Source organism: Thiomicrorhabdus marina, assembly GCF_017571465.1.
Lineage (GTDB): Bacteria > Pseudomonadota > Gammaproteobacteria > Thiomicrospirales > Thiomicrospiraceae > Thiomicrorhabdus > Thiomicrorhabdus marina.
Map to the genome: position 1 here is coordinate 1 of NZ_JAGETV010000011.1, position 18324 is coordinate 18324.

Consider the following 18324-nt stretch of genomic DNA (forward strand, 5'->3'; position numbering starts at 1 on the left):
GTAACGAGGATACTGAGATGCCAGTTCTCTCAGGCGTTTACGAATCGGTTCATCGGATTTTGCACGTTCAACATATCGATACGCTGTTCGGCTAATGCCTGAAAGTCGACAGGCAGTGCGTTCACTGAGTTGATAGGTTTGTATCAAGTAACGAGCAATCGGCTTTCTGTCAGCAGGCTTTACCACTTTTTTGAGACAACATCCTTCATTGCTTCGACCTCAAGTAACTTCTCAGCAAGAAGGCGTTTGAGCTTAGCATTCTCAGATTCCAGTTCTTTTAGGCGTTTGAGCTTAGCATTCTCAGATTCCAGTTCTTTTAGGCGCTTGGCTTCGTTGACTTCCAATCCTGCATATTTGCTGCGCCAGTTGTAGAAGGTGCCGCTCGAGACTCCCATCTCACGGCAAATAGCATCAACTTTTGCACCAGCTTCATGCTGCTTGATGGCTCGAATAATCTGTTCTTCGGTAAAACGTTTTTTCATTTTGAGATCTCCATTCGGATAATTTAATTGGAAATCTCATCAATGTCATGGTTTTAAATTTGGGGGAAAGGTCAAGTGGGCAAAAGAAAACGGCTACACAAGAAATGCTGTATATCGAGCTCTGAATGGTTTCGATAAATGTTTATACGGCAAATCTCATGAAATTGCAGTTAAGCTTGGCTTGAAAGAATCAACTAAAGAAAACAAAAGTGCTTAGCAATTCAAAGCACAGAATGAAATGTTGGGAGGATAAGATGAATTAAATAACGTGGGATTATGAAGTTAGCGTTGGGGAAATGGTATGGGGCTGGAACCCCATAACCATTAGGTCACTACTAGTAATAAATGATAATGTCTCAATCTTCATTATCTGGTGTTTGATACCACCTGTCAATAATCAAAGATTATTGTCTCCCCATGAGTATTTTTAATTTTTGGTGTTCACATCAGGAGACTGCTCATGTCAAATTTAAAACTCGACATCAGGCAAGCCCAAGATATTTTGCGCTTGTACTTTGATAGTCAATTTAGCTTTAGAAAAATTTCTTTAGCCAAAAATGTTTCAAGAAAAGCCGTGTCAAGAATTGTTGAAAGATTCCGTGGTTCTGGTCTAGTTTGGTCACAAGTTGATAAAGAAGACTTGTCGATAATTGAAGACATTCTTTTTCCTTCTATACAAAAAAATATGACTACATATCGGCCAATGCCCAATATGGCAGATGTATTTGAGGAACTTAAAACTAAAGGCGCTACGAGAGAGGCGCTTCACAAAGAGTATTTAGCCCAACACCCTAATGGATTGAGTTATAGTCGCTTTTGTACTCATCTTCGAGAATTTAAAAAACGACTTCCGCGCTCTTTAAGAATGATTCATTTAGCAGGTGAAAAAGTTTTTGTGGATTATGCAGGCCCCACAATTCCTGTTCGATTGTCAGGTGTTGAAACTAGACAAGCTCAAATATTTGTAGGTGTTCTGGGTGCGTCCAATTACATTTATGCTGAAGCCGCATGGAGCCAAAAGCGTGAAGACTGGATAAGTTCTCACGTTCGAATGTTTGAGCATTTTGGTGGAGTACCAATGATGGTTGTTTGCGACAATTTGAAAGCTGGAGTAAGTAAAGCCAGTAGAAAAGCGCCAGTAGTTCAAGCTGATTATGCTGATATGGCTTTTCATTACGGAACCAGCATTTTTCCAGCTAGAGCATACCAACCAAAAGACAAATCTAAGGCTGAAGGTGGGGTTTTAATCATCGAGCGCTGGATATTATTCAGAATTAGAAAGCTAGTTTTTACAAGCCTCGAACAATTAAACAAGAAAATTGCCGATCTCTTAAAAGATGTCAATTCTAGGCCTTTTAAAAAATTACCTGGCAATCGCATAGATGCTTTTGAACGATTGGATAAACCTGCATTGACCCCATTACCATCAACTGCATACGTTTACCGTAAATTCAAAAAAGCGATAGTTGATCAAAGCTATCATATTGAGGTAGACGGACATTATTACAGTGTTCCACATCCATTAGTTCGGAGAAGAGTCGAAGTCATCTACTCTGCCAATACAGTAGAAATATTACATCAAGGCAAAAGAGTCGCATCACATCCTAGAAGTTATCAGCATGGTGTCCCCAGCACTCTCAAAGAGCATATGCCTAAAGAACATCAAAAGTTTTTGTTTGCATTAGACGATATTCTTCCCTGGGCAGAGTCTATTGGTGAGTACACCGTGGTGTTTGTCAAAAGAGTTTTTATAAACCCCAAAAATCACAGTTTTAACTATCGAAATGGCCAAAGAATGAAAGCCCTTGCAGAAACATTCAGTGAAGAGCGCCTAGAAAATTCGTGCCAAATCGTTGTCCAGGCGGGAGGCAACAGCATAGATGCCGTTGAATCAGTTTTAAAGCATAACATTGATTTCAGCTCTCCTCAGAATGAATCCAGTACATTCGATGCCGATTTTGAACATTCAAATGTTCGCGGAGCTAACTACTATCATTGATAAGGTCTTGAAAAATGCTTAATAATCAAACTATAAATAAATTAGAAGAACTTAAGTTTACAGGCATGGCCAATGGCTATCGCACTCAAATGGAAACAGCACGCTATGCTCACATGTCTTTTGATGAACGACTTGGCATGTTGGTCGATCAGGAAATGACAGAGCGAGAAAACCGGCGTTATGCAAATCTCATTAGATCTGCAAAGCTTAAATTTGCTTCTGCATGTGTCGAGGATATTGATTACCAACCTAGTCGTGGCCTTGATCGCCCAATGATGGAAGGATTAAAAGATCTTGAATGGTTAAAGCATGGAATTGATCTTGTTCTGACAGGACCCGCTGGCACAGGGAAGACATGGATTGCTTGTGCTCTTGGTGAAAAAGCTTGTCGAGAAGGATTGAAAGTTAGCTTTCAGAGACTTCCAATTTTACTTGAGGAATTCAAATTAGCTCATGTGGACGGAACTTTCCATTCAAAATTGGCAAAGTTAACCAAGGTCGATTTACTGATTCTTGATGATCTCGGTGTTTCACCAATTAATGCCCAAGGACGAGGAGATTTGCTAGAAATTATTGATAGCCGATCAACAACTAAATCGACAATCGTCACCAGCCAGTTACCTGTGAGCAAATGGCACGACTATTTATCTTCTGGTAATCCAACTGCTGCTGACGCAATTTTAGATAGGATAACAGGAGGTTCATATCGCATTGAATTCAAAGGAGAGTCAATGCGAAAGTTAAGAAAAAAATAAGTTTTACTTCTTTAAAGCCACTTTCAACTGAGTGGCTTTTTTATGGCCTTAAGTGGGGAATTTGAAATGGCAACCAGTGGAGAACAAGTAACAGCAATAACTGGATTGTTAGCGCCAATGAGAGGGGAATTTGCGTCGATAATTAGTGGTTATTTGATACAAGAATATGCAGTTGTTAGGCTTGTTAACCATAGCAATGGCTATGCTTTGCGAAACCTGCCTAGAAGTGACTGCTTCAAACACCTCGCTGAAATCAATGGGGACTTATTCTGCGCTTCCTTAAGTAAACGATGTTTCGGCAACTTGTTGAACTTGCTCGGCAATTTTTTGCGCCAGTTCTTCAATCGAAAATTGCTGATATGAAAAAATATTCAGTAGAGGTAGCTTGGCTGTATAGGCCGCATCATGAGTCACTGCGTCAACCTGTTCACCGGTTTCGCTATCGATTACATTGATAAGACAGATGACATTCCAATCTAAATCAAAAATCACAAAATCAACATCTTTGTCTTGAATCTGTTGATAAAGATGATCCCATCCAGAGTTACGTTCCCATTGATTAACATTCGGTTCGATAATTTGTCGTAGCGGAATTTTAGCTAATACTTGTAACTGTTCTCCTGCCAAGACTTGTAAATCGCGGTAAAACGTTAATTCAATCGGTTTAAAAAATTTCTTCTTTTGTCGATATCCAGAAGTTGCCATACGCCTACCCTTTATTGACGCTATTCACAACTTCAAAATAACAGAAAATGCATATCCGTCGCTATTATTGATCAATATAATCGCATTTTGGGTAAGTAGAACAGCCATAGAAACGACCATGTTCGGATTCGCGCGCCGCCATATAACCGGTTTCGCATTTGGGGCAAATTTTCTTTTCCGAATGGTCGCAGGCCGGATAATTCGAACATCCCAAGAAAATACTATAAGGCCCACGGCGTTCCTGCATTTTGCCACTATGACATTTCGGGCAGAGCTCGACCTCTACTAACTTATCGCTCATCTGCACGCGCTCGATATTACCGAGCTGAGTCACGAATTCGGAACGGTCAACCGCGTTTGACAACACAAACACACCTCGCTTGGCACGAGTCAAGGCAACATACAAAAGACGGCGTTCTTCGGCATGGCTAAAGGCTTCCGGCTGAGGGATGACCAAATGCAGAATCGGATCATCGGAACGTTCACTCGGAAAACCGTAAGACCCTGATTCCAACCCCATCAGAATCACATAGTCGGCTTCTAGACCTTTAGAAGCGTGAATGGTTTTAAACTGAATCTGCAACGACGAATAACGTGCCTGATAATTGAGAAGATTATCCGGACGCTGACGATGATAACGCGCCAGTAGATAGACACTCAATTGAATGCCGCGCTTTTCGGCAGTGCTGTTTAAGCGCCATAACAGCTTTTGTACCCAGTCCAGTTGATCACTTTCACTCTCGTAAGCCTCAATCCGAACCTGATCGACATTGATGTCAGCATGTGCCTTAACCTCTTTGCGCAACTGTTCAGGATTTTGCTGCACAAATTGCGCCGCGACATCGGCAATCCCTTGATAACAGCGGAAAGTCTGAGTCAGATAATTGGTCGCGGCATAATCAAAGTGATTACTGAAGTGCGTCATGATATCGATATCGGCACCAGAAAAACGGTAGATGGATTGCCAGTCATCCCCGACTGCCATCAGCTTGCATTGTGAATTCTGGTTTAATAACGCTTGCAACAGTCGCTTACGGTCTTGTGAAATATCCTGAAATTCATCCACCAGGATATATGTAAACGGATGCACAAATTGGCGGTTTTCCAGTTGTTCACAAGCCAAGTTGATTTGGTCATTGAAATCAATCTGTCCAACACTCTGTAAATCGTCCTGATAGGCCTGATAAAGCGGCTTAAAGATTTCCAGAAACAGCGTAGTGCGAATCGGGTCATTTACTTCGGTTTGCGCTAGCTCTTGATCGAAAGCCGAGGTATCTCCGCCATTGGCTTTGAAATGGCGCAGGAAAGCCTCAAAAATCGGCAAATCATCTTCCGGCTGATACTGTTTATTCACTAACTGCGCCAGTTCATTATTACTCAGCGGATTAAATTCAACGCCTTCGTCATGCAGTTGCTGCTTTAAAGTTTGCAGAATCGTACCGTCATCAAACTGCGCGCTCGTTGTCTCAATGTAATCGGCTTTAAAACGTTGTGCTGCTTTACGTTTCTTATCGATAAAACTGCCATAATCAGATAAAAAAATCGGCCATTTTTTCTCGGCATTTAAGGCAAAGTGGAAATGATATAAATCCGCTCGCGGGAAATAGAAATCCGCTAGGGCATTACGATTCTTGGAACCGGACAATGGCTGTAGATAACGGAATTCAACCCCTTGTGAAACCAACCAATTGGCAATCATCAAGGTTTCCATTGAACTGACTTTGGTGCCGTTGAGTGCAGTAAAAATCGGACGTTTCTTGCCCTCTTTACTGGCCGCATAACTGGCGCCCATCTGACTTAGGTAATCGTAGTACGCCTTTTGAGTTTTAAAGGCGAACAAATTTGGGCGTGGCTTTTTAGCTAAGGCCAAATAGTCATACCAGCTATGCGCAAAGTCTTCTTCTTGCAGTAAGCTTTCAACTTTAGATTGCAGATAAGCCATCATCTCATTACGATTGGCGCTAGCAAGACTGGATAGCGCAACATTCTGACCTTGCGCCCGTAACACCGCCAAGCCTAGGGCATGGAAAGTCGCGCTATAGCACTGCCCTTGCAACTGTTGACCATCGCAGAATAACTGCAACTTGTTTTGCATCTTCGCGATACGCTCGCTGATGGAACGCGCCGCTTCTTCGTTATAAGCGAGAACGCAAATCTGATGTGGTTGTGCTAAACCTTTCTTTAAAAGATAAGCGACCTTCGCAACCAAGGTTGAGGATTTACCGGAACCGGCCGAGGCAATCAAAAGTTGTCTATCTTCTTCACAGACCACCGCTCGCTGCTGTTCTTCGGTTAATGGATAACTTTCGACCTGAGAAAACAGTTCTTGATAACGCTCGATTTCCTGCTGCGTATAAGCATGGTTATAGTCGATAATCGTTTGGTTATCGGCATGAATTAACTGCTGCCACAACTGCACCTGTTGCCATAGTGATTGCTCGTTGCTTGAGAAGTCTTCTTTACCCAATTTAACGAAATACGGATGCGCCAGTAATGCGCCGCTGTGTTTATCCAGTTGAGCTAAAAAATTCTGCACCAGGCCCTGGCTAAGATACTGCTGACCGGAAAAAGCCTGTAAACCTGAAAATTCGGCATTATTCGGCAAGTTCGTCATTTTTAGTTTTTGCTTAATGCTCTGGCGAATTTGATAATTCAGATGTGCGACAAATTCTCGGCTTTTTGGGCTTGCCAGATGCATTAAGCGAAAACTGCCCTGCTCGGTGGTTACCACCAACTCATCCATTACCAAACCGATGCTGCGATAGACACGCTGAATCGCCAAGTAATCTAACTGTTGGCGATTATTACCATCGTCAATAAGCAGATAGTCTGGATGCAATTGCAAACAGCGCTGACGATGACACAACTTTTGCTCGGAATAAACTACAGAATGTTGGTCGTCAGGCACGGAAGCATCTCAAGAAAGCAGTTGAAAGGTTAAAGAGTACAAATAAAAAAGCAGCGCAAAGCACTGCTTTTGTCGCTTAAAAGAAAGGCGGTTAAGCGTTCTTTTTCAGGAAGTTCGTTAGGTTATAACGATAGATAAAACCTGGGAAGGCGAAAATCATAAACATAAAGAATACGGTCACATAGAACTCCCATTCTTGGGAAGCAACATGACCCATGGTTTTCTTTTCCAATAGGTAAGCGAAAATAGCGGTAACACCGAAATAGGTCAGCCACTCGATAAAGTTCACTACGATAGATTTGTGTGCAACCTTAATGACCAAGAATAGACGGTTGCTCATAATGAATGGTAAATTGGCTAGAACTACAGCGGTAACCAACAGTAACCAGACAGCTTGACTCGAATCCATAATTTCTCTCTTTTCTTGGTATCAATACAATAAAAAGCCCGACTGAGCGGGCTTCTATAATACACAGTTTTAAGGTGCTAAGTTTACCCTTAGCACCATTAAATCTGACTAAATGCTTAAGTAGCAAAGATCAATTAGCTGCGTAGGCAATAGACCTAGCGCTAACAGCAGAATTGCCACGAAGCTCAAGCCCCAATGCAATGATGGGCTGATGATTTCGACCGGACCTTTGATTTCCGACTGATCGAAGTACATCGCTTTTACCACACGTAAGTAGTAGAACGCCGAGATAACCGCAGTGATTACCGCGATAATCGCAATCCATGTAAAGCCGGCCGCAACCACTTCTTCGATCACTAGGATTTTCGCCCAGAAGCCAACAAATGGTGGAATACCCGCCATCGAGAACATGATGATAAGCATCATCAGTGCAAGCCATGGATTCTTCTGGTTAAGCCCTTTGAAATCGGCAATACGGTCAAATTCAAAACCGGTACGCGATAGCGCCACGATAATACCGAAACCAGCAACACCTGTAATTGCGTAAACGATGATATAGAACATCGCCGCAGAGAAACCGTTATCCGTTGCAGCAATAACACCTAGTAGTAGGAAACCGATGTGACCAATACCAGAGTAAGCAAGCATACGCTTCAAGTTATCTTGCGCAATCGCGACGATAGCACCAACGACCATCGATAGAATCGAAATCATGATAATCAGTTGCTGCCAATCAGTAACTAGACCCGGCATGGCTTCGTAAAGCAGACGGTAAAGCATCGCGAAACCAGCTAACTTAGGAGCCGTACCGATATACAAAGTTACTGCGGTTGGCGCACCGTGATAAACATCCGGCATCCACATGTGAAACGGCACCGCACCCAGTTTGAATGCCAAACCGATAACAATAAATACCACACCAAATGCTAGAACGATTCCGTCAGCCTGACCTGAGGCGATAATCTCTTTGATTTCGGTGAAGGTAATGCTTCCTGTCGCACCGTAAACCATTGAAATACCGTACAGCATCATACCGGTTGCTAAAGCGCCTAGTACAAAGTACTTCATCGCCGCTTCAACCGCCATGCCGTCATACTTACGTAGCGCAACCATGGCGTAGATAGCTAGTGACATAATCTCTAGACCGAGGAATAGAGTGATGAAGTTGTTCGCGGAAATCAACACGAACATACCTAAGACACCGAACAGACCTAGAACGAAGAATTCACCGCTCACGAACTTGTGCTGCGCTAGGTATTCACGCGCAAACATGAATACCCCTAGCGAAACCGCTATGGTGAACAGTTTCATCACGTCAGCAAAGCTGTCGCGCACAAAGCTGTCGTTAAAAGTGTAAACCGTTTCCGCAGTGAAGCTAGTTAGCAGTAAGTAACCGACAACCAGCAACGTTGCTTGAATCGCATAGTAGGTAGCGTTCTGAAAACGTTTAGACCAAAAAGTGTCTGCAACCAGAATCAACGATGCCATGACCAGCAGGACAATTTCTGGAATTGCAGGCGCAAAGGATGGAATTACAAAATTCATACTTATCTATCACCTACCATTTAAAGTTTTGACGTGGTGGCTTGCACCAGTAAGTTTTCAACAGAAGTATGCATTACTTCCATCAACGGCGATGGGAACACACCCAGCGCAATCACCGCGATTGCAAGCGTAGCCATAATCGCGAACTCGCGCTTGTTAAGATCTTCGAGTTTTTCAACGTTTTCGTTAGTTACTGCACCGAAGAACACGCGTTTCACCATCCATAGCGTATAAGCCGCACCGATGATTAGGGTTAGCGCAGCGAGGATACCGTACCAGACGTTCGCTTTGAACGAAGCGATGATAACCATGAACTCACCGACGAAACCAGAAGTACCCGGTAGACCTGAGTTAGCCATTGCAAACAGTACTGCGAACATAACGAACCATGGCATCTTATTAACCACGCCACCGTAAGCAGAGATGTCACGGGTGTGCATACGGTCGTATAAAACACCGATAGCCAAGAACATCGCACCCGAGATGAAACCGTGCGATACCATTTGTACCATCGCACCTTCCATACCTATTGCCGCGCCTTCCATGGTGCCGTGCGCTTGCATGATGTCATACACCAGGAACATACCTAGGGTGACGAAACCCATGTGCGAGATTGACGAGTAGGCAACCAGTTTTTTCATATCCGACTGAACCAGCGCCACGATACCGATATACACGATAGCGATTAGCGACAGTCCGATAACCAACCAATCCAAAGTCATCGACGCATCAGGCGTGATCGGTAGCGAGAAACGAACGAAACCGTAACCACCCATTTTCAGCATGATTGCCGCTAGCACAACAGAACCGGCTGTCGGTGCTTCAACGTGCGCATCCGGTAGCCAAGTGTGTACCGGGAACATTGGAATCTTAACCGCGAACGCAATCAGGAACGCTAGGAAGATTAGGATCTGCGCGGTCATACCTAGTGGCATGGTTTGGAAATCCAAAATCGAGAAGCTGCCAATCTGCCAATACATATATAGGAATGAAACCAGCATGAATACCGAACCGAAGAAGGTATATAGGAAGAACTTCATGGTCGCGTAAACACGACGAGGCCCACCCCATTTACCGATAACGATAAACATCGGAATCAGTAGCGCTTCCCAGAAGATGTAGAACAGGATTGAGTCTAGTGCAGTGAAAACACCGACCATAATCCCGCCCATAATCAGGAAGGCACCCATGTACTGTTCAACACGTTCTTTGATAACGTCCCAAGCGGAAGCGATAACCAGCACTTGCGTGAAAGTGGTCAGCAATACCAACGGCATCGATAGACCATCAACGCCAAGGTAATACTGGACGTTGAACATCGGAATCCATGCAAGCTGTTCAACGAACTGCATGTCAGCCGTGTCGTAGTTAAAATTCGCCCACAGTGGAATTGACAGAATAAATGTCAGGCCCGCTACAATCAGCGACAGCCATTTAGCGACCGTATCGTTATTACGGCCGGCAAACAACACTAATAGACCACCGATAATCGGCAACCAGATTAGCGTGCTTAAAATAGGATAGCTTTCTAGCATGAACTATAGTCCCTTTTCTTATTATTCTTCAATTACCACAGTACCCAGATCAACATGCCTAGTAGGCCGAAGATCATGACAAATGCATAGTGGTACATATAACCGGTTTGCGTGCGGCGCAATCCACGAGCCGAATGCGCAACCGCCATAAAGGTATTGGTAACCATACCGGTATCAATCAGTTTGATATCAACCCATTTGGTGAAGAAGTGACCTAGCTTACGCGTACCGTTTACAAAAACGATTTCATTTAGACGGTCAAAACCGTAAGCGTTATCCAGCATATAGTAACCACGAGGACACATCTGTTTTAACTTCGCAGGTAAATTCGGCTGTTTGATATACATAAACCAAGCTAAAGCGACACCCGATAGCGCGAGGATAACCGGCAAGCTAGCAAATGAAGTCCAAATCAGATTAAAGGTACCTTGGAAGTACTCGGTGTAAACCATCATCATGGTGTCGTTTTCAGGCTTGATAACAATCGCATCCGCGAAGTATTGACCGTTCAACATCGCCTCGAACATTGGAATCCCCATAAATACCGATGGGATAGCCAATAGGATTAGCGGCACAGTAACAACCAGTGGCGACTCTTTAATCTTATGTGTTTTCACGTATTCAGACTCTTCACCGTGGAAGACGATAAAGAACATACGGAAGCTGTAGAACGCAGTGATAAAGACACCCGCCATCAACAAGATGTAAGCGAAGTCAGCACCGAAGCGGTCTGAGTACCCCAAACTCAGTAGAATCGAATCTTTCGAGAAGAAACCTGAGAAACCTGGAAAACCGATCAACGCCAGTGAACCAATCAACATCGCCCAATAGGTAACCGGCATGTATTTCTTCAAACCACCCATTTGACGGATGTCTTGAATATGATGCATGGCAATGATTACCGAACCGGCGGCAAGGAACAACAGTGCCTTAAAGAATGCGTGTGTCAGTACGTGGAACATCGCACCAGCGTAGGCAGACGCACCCAATGCCGCGGTCATATAACCCAGCTGTGAAAGCGTTGAATAAGCAACTACGCGTTTGATATCTTGCTGGATTAGACCCAATAGCCCCATCATGAATGCTGTTAAAGCGCCAACGATTAATACGACAGACAATGCAACTTCAGATAGCTCATAAGCCGGCGACAGACGCGCCACCATAAAGATACCTGCCGTAACCATGGTTGCCGCGTGGATAAGTGCCGAGATAGGTGTCGGGCCTTCCATCGACTCTGGTAGCCATACGTGTAACGGCATCTGTGCTGATTTACCCATCGCACCGATAAATAACAGAATCAACATAACGGTAATCATTGACCATTCCACACCCGGGATGATTTCAATCATTACGTCTTTTTGTGTTGCTAACTGACCAAAGAACTCGTTGTAGTCCATGGTATTGAAATACACATAAACCACTGCGATACCCAGGATGAAACCGAAGTCACCGACACGGTTAACCAAGAACGCTTTTAGGTTTGCTTGGATTGCTGACTCACGTTTCATGTAGAAACCGATCAGTAGGTAAGAAACCAAACCTACCGCTTCCCAACCGAAGAACAGTTGTAGGAAGTTGTTCGCCATAACCAATGAAAGCATTGAGAAGGTGAACAAAGAGATATACGAGAAGAAACGTTGGTAGTACGGATCATGGTGATCGTAATCTTCGTCATGGTCCATATAGCCGATGGTGTAGATGTGAACCATTAAGGATACAAACGTTACCACCAACATCATGGTTGCCGACAGTTTGTCGATCATAAAACCAATCTGGAAAGCAACGTTGTCAACCACCATCCATGTATATAGTGAGGCGTTGTATTCTTCCGCACCTTGGAAAACATACAACCAGAAAACGTAGAAAGACAGCGCCGCAGAAATCGCCACACCTGCAATAGTCGAGTAGTGTGCACCGGCACGACCTACTTGACGACCGAACAGACCGGCAATCATTGCACCCACTAAAGGTGCAAGCAGAATGACTGTTAAAATCTCATGTAACATTCAGCATTACCCCTTCAATGAACCAAGATCATCAACGTTGATGCTCTTACGATTACGGAACACCAAGACGATAATCGCCAAACCGATTGCCGCTTCAGCCGCAGCAACGGTCAAAATAAAGAATACGAAGATTTGCCCTGTCACATCATTTAGATAGTGAGAGAACGCAACCAAGTTGGTATTTACCGCAAGCAGTAATAGTTCGATTGACATCAATAGAACGATCACGTTTTTACGGTTTAGGAAGATACCGGCCATGCTGATCATAAACAGCACTGCGCCGAATAAAAGATAGTCAGAAAGCGCAATCATTTTTTATCTTCCTCTTCGTTTTCTACGACAGCTTTTTCAACTACCGCATCCATTTTCACCATCTCAAAGCGATCTTTCGCCAGAGTCTTGTTCTGTTTGTCAATATCTTGATACAGCACTGCACCCGTCGGACGACGACGAAGTGTTAGTGCAATCGCTGCAACAATACCAACCAGTAGTAGCACTGCCGCTAGGATGAATGCATAAGCGTGTTCGGTATAAAGCGGAATCGCGATTTCAGTGGTGTTGCTGTAACCGGCAGGCTTCATATCCGGCGCCGCTACTTTATCTAGACCGAAATGATCTGGGCCAACGACCATGTAAATCAGAGCGAAAATCGCCACTGCAGCTAAAGCACCGATTGGTAGATAACGGGTGAAACCCTCTTTCAAAATCGACATATTGATGTCTAGCATCATTACCACGAATAGGAATAGCACCATTACCGCACCGACATAGACAAGGATCAGAACCAAACCAAGGAACTCGGCTTGCGCCATAATCCAAAGACCGGCGGTTGAGATAAAGGCTAACACCAACCAAAGCGCCGCTTTGACAGGGTTTTTAACAGTGATCATCATCAATCCGGAGATAATGGCAATCGCTGCTAGCACATAGAAAATAAATTGTTCAAAACTCATAGCAGTTCTCTTCGGATTAACAATTAACGATACTTAGCATCCGCAGCACGGTCAGCAGCGATCTGCTCTTCATGCTTGTCACCAAAGGCCAGAAGGTCTTCTTTAGTGCGAATGTGTGGACCACGTTCATGGAACTCGTATTCGAACACACGAGTTTCTACGATTGCATCCACCGGACACGCTTCTTCACAGAAACCGCAGTAGATACATTTGAACATGTCGATGTCGTACTGCGTGGTACGACGGGTACCGTCATCTCTTTCTTCCGATTCGATGGTAATTGCGTTTGCCGGACAGACCGCTTCACACAATTTACATGCGATACAACGCTCTTCACCATTTTCATAACGACGTAGCGCGTGGTGACCACGGAAACGAGGCGAGATTGGAGTTTTCTCTTCCGGGTAACGCACCGTAATCTTCTTCTTGAAGAAGTATTTACCGGTAACTGATAACCCCTTGAATAACTCAGTAAGACCCCAAGTCTTAATTTGATGTTTTAGAAACTTACCCATGTCACCCTCTATTAGTTAAACCATGGACCAAAGTCGAAGTATTTCATTGCACCAACAACAAATACCCAAACAATGGTTAATGGAATTAGCACTTTCCAACCAAGACGCATCAATTGGTCATAACGGTAACGAGGGAAAGTCGCACGAAGCCATAAGAATACAAACAGTAGGAATGCTACTTTAATCGATAGCCAAGCCAGTTGCGGAACCCATGAGAACAACGCTTCAAGACCCGGAATCCCTTCAAACGGCGATAACCAACCACCAAGGAACATGATTGACGTCATAAACGAGATCAAAATCATCATCGCGTATTCAGCCAGCATGAAGACACCGAAGGTCATCCCCGAATAATCAACGTGGAAACCGGCAACGATTTCCGCTTCACCTTCGATCACATCGAAAGGCGTACGGTTGGTTTCTGCTAGACCGGAAATAAAGTACACAAAGAACATCGGTAACAATGGAAGTAGGTACCAGTTCAGGATACCGCCCTGCTGACCGTTAACGATTTCCGTTAAGTTCATGGTACCGGCAATCATAAGAACCGTTACCAGCGCGAAGCCCATTGCGATCTCATAAGAGATTTTTTGCGCCGAACCACGTAATGCACCTAGGAAAGCGTATTTCGAGTTAGAAGCCCAACCCGCGACAATCGTGCCGTACACTAGGATAGACGATACCGCTAGTACATAAAGTACACCGGCATTAATGTCCGTCACCACCATACCATCGCTAAACGGGATAACTGCATAAGCAGCAACCGCCGGCGCAATCGCTAGAACCGGTGCGATAATAAACAGGTATTTATTTGATTGTGCAGGGAAAATGACCTCTTTAGTCATCAGCTTCAACGCATCTGCAATTGGCTGTAAAAGACCTAAAGGACCGACTCGGTTCGGCCCCATACGCACTTGCATAAAGCCGATAACTTTACGTTCTGCATAAGTCAGCCATGCGACCACTAGCATAATTGGCAGAATAACTGCCACCGCTTGTAGCACCAAAGTAATGGTAATGGCAAGCCAGTCATATAAGAAGCCAGATAAAAAAGCTTGGATTGCATCAAACATTAATCTTGACCTCCAACCATGGTTGCCACATTAGCATCCGGTGTTTTCTGAAGCGATGGCGCACGGCGAACCATTGCATCCATCTGATAAGGTGCGACCATAACCACTTTCGAGTCGTTATTGGCGCTAACCATTTCAGCATCCAAATGCGCAAGCGCAAGAGTCGTGCTACGGTTATCCAGTACTTCACGCAATACTTCGTTAGTGTGCGTGTAATCGAAACCGGCAAGGTTGAACATATTGCCCATTACTCGTAGCACCTTCCAAGCGGCTTTCGCATCACCTTGCGGCTTAACAGACATTTTGAAAGACTGCTTATTACCATTGATGTTTACGAAAGTACCGGCTGTTTCCGCAAATAGCGCAATCGGAAGCATAACGTCGCTGTACTGACGAGCTTCTTCACTGTCAAACGCCGTTAGATTAACGACAAAACCGGCATTTTTGAATGCTTGTCCAGCTTGCGTCGCGTCGGTAAAGTCTGCTGCTTCTAGCCCCATTAGCAAGAACGCATCCATGCCTTGTGCCATTTGCGCAGCGTTCTTACCGTTCGCAGGCAAGAAGTTAACTAGGTTAGCGCCGACTTCGTTTGCTTGGATAGGTAGGATACTTAGCTCAGAATCCGTGTTCTTCGCAAGGCTTGCGGCTAGCTTAGTCAGCAGTGCGTAGTCAGCATGTGACTGTGCAATTTGACCAAGCATAACAATACTGTTTTTCGCATTGATAAGCGCTTCGGCATTTACTTTATCTGTATCAGTCGCTGTGACGTTTGCTAGAAGTGCATCATTATCACCTTTTGCATCCGCCGCCGCTTTTGCTAGTCCAGCTAGGTTAGCAACCATGCCGTTATCATCTGCAATTTGCTCAAGATCGTAATTGAACTTGAATGCTTGCGGATTCACTGCAATAACTTTTGCACCTTTCAGCGTAGCCTTACGCAGACGTAGATTTAGAATCGGTAGCTCTTTACGTAGGTAAGAACCGACCATAACCACAGCATCTTGTTTTTCAACATCTGCAATCGCCGTTGCTAGACCCGGAGTATGAAAGCCTTTCGCATCAGCAGAGAAATCGACCTGACGGGTACGGAAATCGATGTTTTCGGAACCGATACCACGTGCAATTTTTTGCAGTAGGTGTAGCTCTTCAGTGGTTGAATTAGCAGAAGCCATAACGCCGATGTCATTACCGACAGCTTTCTGTAGACCTTCAATCGCTACTTGCAGAGCAGTTTCCCAGTCAGTCGCTTTCCACTCACCATTGACTTTAATCATTGGCTTCGTCAAACGATCTTCCGCATTAATTGACTCATAAGAGAAACGGTCGCGGTCAGAAAGCCATACTTCATTGATGTCTTCGTTTTCATGAGGCACAACACGCATCACTTTGTCGTTCTTGCTGTGTACTTGAATATGCGAACCGATTGAATCATGTGCTGCGATACCTTGATGAGCTTTAAGCTCCCAAGTACGAGTGGTGTAACGGAACGGCTTAGACGTTAGCGCACCTACCGGGCAAAGATCAATCATGTTTCCTGACATTTCAGAATCGATTGACTTCTCAACGTAAGTACCAATTTCCATCCATTCAGAACGACCGGTTGCACCCAGTTCCATCATGCCGGCCACTTCCTGACCGAAACGAACACAACGAGTACAGTGAATACAACGCGTCATATCCGTACTAATTAATGGACCAGCGTTTTTATCACCAACAACACGTTTTGCTTCGGTGTAACGAGAAACATCTTCACCGTAATCCATCGCTACGTCTTGAAGCTCACACTCACCACCTTGGTCACAAATCGGACAATCCAACGGGTGGTTAATCAGTAGGAATTCCATAACTGATTTTTGTGATGCAATCGCTTTCGGTGAATTGGTACGCACGACCATACCGTCTGTAACCGGTGTAGCACAGGCTGGAAGCGGCTTCCAAGCACCTTCTACATCAACCAGACACATGCGGCAGTTTGCCGCAATCGAAAGTTTTTTGTGGTAACAAAAACGGGGAATCGGAATTTGAGCGCCATCAGCAACATCAATCAGCATGTCACCTTCATGAGCCTCAATAACTTGTCCGTTTATTTCAACTTTTACCATAGTTTTTAACCTAAAATTTGAATTGGTTGGGAAACCCAAAACAACGTTTATCGCTTATTTGCGATCGAAAATGCTGCAACCGTGTTCAACGTAATGCATAAATTCATGCTCGTAATGATCAATTGCCGAAGTCAATGCGATTGTCGCCGCATCACCTAGACCACAGATAACATTACCCATGATTTTGCCTGAAACATCTTTAAGGGCTGCAATGTCTTCTGGACGTCCCTTACCATCGATAATGCGGTCTAAAACACGCATTAACCAACCTGTACCTTCACGGCATGGCGTACATTGACCACATGACTCATCCCAGTAGAAATGAGATAGGTTGCGACAAACCTTAACAATATCGGTAGTCTCATCCATTACGATCATTGAACCGGCACCTAAGAAAGAGCCTGCATTCGCAATCGAATCGTAGTCCATGTTCATTTCCAGCGCTTTTTCCGCCGGAATGATTGCCGTTGAAGCACCACCTGGGATAACGCATTTAAGCTTGCGCCCTTGCCAAACACCACCGGCTAATTCCAGTAGGTCTTTGAAAGGGGTTCCCATACGTACTTCAAAGTTACCTGGACTGTTTACATGCCCAGAAACTGAATACAGCTTAGTACCACCAGCGTTTTTCACGCCGAGGTCATTAAACCACTTACCGCCTTTTGCCAAGATCATTGGAATCGACGCTAGGGTTTCAGTATTGTTAATGGTGGTCGGTTTACCGTATAAACCGTAGCTTGCCGGGAAAGGCGGTTTGAAGCGAGGTTGTCCCTTCTTACCTTCAATCGATTCCAGCAGTGCCGTTTCTTCACCACAAATATAAGCACCCGCACCTAAGTGCACATGCAAATCAAAATCCCAACCTGAATCTAGGATATTTTTACCTAGCAGGCCGGCTTCACGCGCTTGTTCAATCGCGTTTTTGAAAATTTGGTATGGTTCCCAGAACTCACCACGAATGTAGTTATAACCTTCAGACGCACCGATAACATAACCGGCAATCATCATGCCTTCTACTAGAGCATGAGGGTTATAGCGATGAATATCGCGGTCTTTAAAAGTCCCTGGTTCACCTTCATCCGAGTTACATACAATGTATTTTTGACCCGGTGCTTCACGATTCATAAAGCTCCATTTCAGACCGGTTGGGAAACCAGCCCCACCACGACCACGAATATTAGATGCTTTAACTTGTTCGATAATTTCAGCCGGCTCTAATTCACCTGCCAAAACTTTTTTCCAAATCTCATAACCACCGTTCGCCATATAGACATCGATGTCATAGGAACGTTCTTGGTCATTTAGACGAAAACAGTTTTCATTTTGATAAACCATCG

General features: G+C 44.4%; 14 protein-coding genes and 2 pseudogenes. 3 read left to right on the forward strand and 13 right to left on the reverse strand.

The features are described 5' to 3' along the window. A pseudogene (locus J3998_RS07380) lies at positions 1-482 on the reverse strand (transposase); the annotation flags it as partial. Positions 483-567: 85 nt separating this feature from the next. On the opposite strand from J3998_RS07380, the pseudogene J3998_RS07385 reads away from it, so the two are divergent. From J3998_RS07385 to istB, 3 genes and pseudogenes are all read left to right on the forward strand, one after another. Continuing rightward, positions 568-699 (forward strand): annotated as a pseudogene (locus J3998_RS07385) (helix-turn-helix domain-containing protein); the annotation flags it as partial. 243 nt (positions 700-942) lie between these two features. Continuing rightward, positions 943-2481, forward strand: coding sequence for an IS21 family transposase (istA, locus tag J3998_RS07390; RefSeq protein WP_208149394.1), 1539 nt, complete (start codon positions 943-945; stop codon positions 2479-2481). 14 nt (positions 2482-2495) lie between these two features. Further along, positions 2496-3236, forward strand: a complete 741-nt coding sequence (istB, locus tag J3998_RS07395; protein ID WP_208149396.1) for an IS21-like element helper ATPase IstB — start codon at positions 2496-2498, stop codon at positions 3234-3236. A gap of 279 nt (positions 3237-3515) precedes the next feature. On the opposite strand, the gene J3998_RS07400 is transcribed toward istB, so the two are convergent. The 12 genes from J3998_RS07400 to nuoF all read right to left on the reverse strand — a co-directional run bounded on the left by J3998_RS07400 (position 3516) and on the right by nuoF (position 18322). Beyond that, on the reverse strand, positions 3516-3941 hold the full coding sequence (locus J3998_RS07400) for a DUF2726 domain-containing protein (protein ID WP_208149398.1): 426 nt from the start codon (positions 3939-3941) through the stop codon (positions 3516-3518). Positions 3942-4005: 64 nt separating this feature from the next. After that, the gene (locus J3998_RS07405) at positions 4006-6849 is read right to left on the reverse strand and encodes a UvrD-helicase domain-containing protein (protein WP_208149400.1); all 2844 of its coding nucleotides are present in this window, start codon (positions 6847-6849) and stop codon (positions 4006-4008) included. A 91-nt stretch (positions 6850-6940) separates the two neighbouring features. Further along, complete coding sequence (locus J3998_RS07410; RefSeq protein ID WP_208149402.1) at positions 6941-7258, reverse strand: DUF2818 family protein; 318 nt, start codon at positions 7256-7258, stop codon at positions 6941-6943. Between the two features lie 108 nt (positions 7259-7366). Then, positions 7367-8803, reverse strand: a complete 1437-nt coding sequence (nuoN, locus tag J3998_RS07415) for an NADH-quinone oxidoreductase subunit NuoN (RefSeq protein ID WP_208149404.1) — start codon at positions 8801-8803, stop codon at positions 7367-7369. Positions 8804-8823: 20 nt separating this feature from the next. Then, the gene (locus tag J3998_RS07420; RefSeq protein WP_208149406.1) at positions 8824-10338 is read right to left on the reverse strand and encodes an NADH-quinone oxidoreductase subunit M; all 1515 of its coding nucleotides are present in this window, start codon (positions 10336-10338) and stop codon (positions 8824-8826) included. A gap of 32 nt (positions 10339-10370) precedes the next feature. Further along, positions 10371-12344, reverse strand: a complete 1974-nt coding sequence (gene nuoL / locus J3998_RS07425; RefSeq protein WP_208149408.1) for an NADH-quinone oxidoreductase subunit L — start codon at positions 12342-12344, stop codon at positions 10371-10373. Positions 12345-12350: 6 nt separating this feature from the next. After that, positions 12351-12656, reverse strand: coding sequence for an NADH-quinone oxidoreductase subunit NuoK (nuoK, locus tag J3998_RS07430; RefSeq protein ID WP_130537096.1), 306 nt, complete (start codon positions 12654-12656; stop codon positions 12351-12353). Further along, positions 12653-13297: an NADH-quinone oxidoreductase subunit J gene (locus J3998_RS07435; RefSeq protein WP_208149410.1), complete on the reverse strand. Its 645-nt coding sequence runs from the start codon at positions 13295-13297 to the stop codon at positions 12653-12655. The genes nuoK and J3998_RS07435 overlap by 4 nt, the downstream gene beginning before the upstream one ends. Before the next feature lie 23 nt (positions 13298-13320). Further along, entirely contained in the window at positions 13321-13812 is a 492-nt protein-coding gene (gene nuoI / locus J3998_RS07440) for an NADH-quinone oxidoreductase subunit NuoI (protein ID WP_208149412.1), read from the reverse strand. Positions 13813-13823: 11 nt separating this feature from the next. Next, the gene (nuoH, locus tag J3998_RS07445; RefSeq protein WP_208149414.1) at positions 13824-14885 is read right to left on the reverse strand and encodes an NADH-quinone oxidoreductase subunit NuoH; all 1062 of its coding nucleotides are present in this window, start codon (positions 14883-14885) and stop codon (positions 13824-13826) included. Then, positions 14885-16987: an NADH-quinone oxidoreductase subunit NuoG gene (nuoG, locus tag J3998_RS07450; protein WP_208149417.1), complete on the reverse strand. Its 2103-nt coding sequence runs from the start codon at positions 16985-16987 to the stop codon at positions 14885-14887. The genes nuoH and nuoG overlap by 1 nt, the downstream gene beginning before the upstream one ends. A 54-nt stretch (positions 16988-17041) precedes the next feature. Beyond that, a complete protein-coding gene (gene nuoF / locus J3998_RS07455; protein WP_208149419.1) occupies positions 17042-18322 on the reverse strand; it encodes an NADH-quinone oxidoreductase subunit NuoF in 1281 nt (426 codons plus the stop codon). Positions 18323-18324 lie beyond the last annotated feature (2 nt).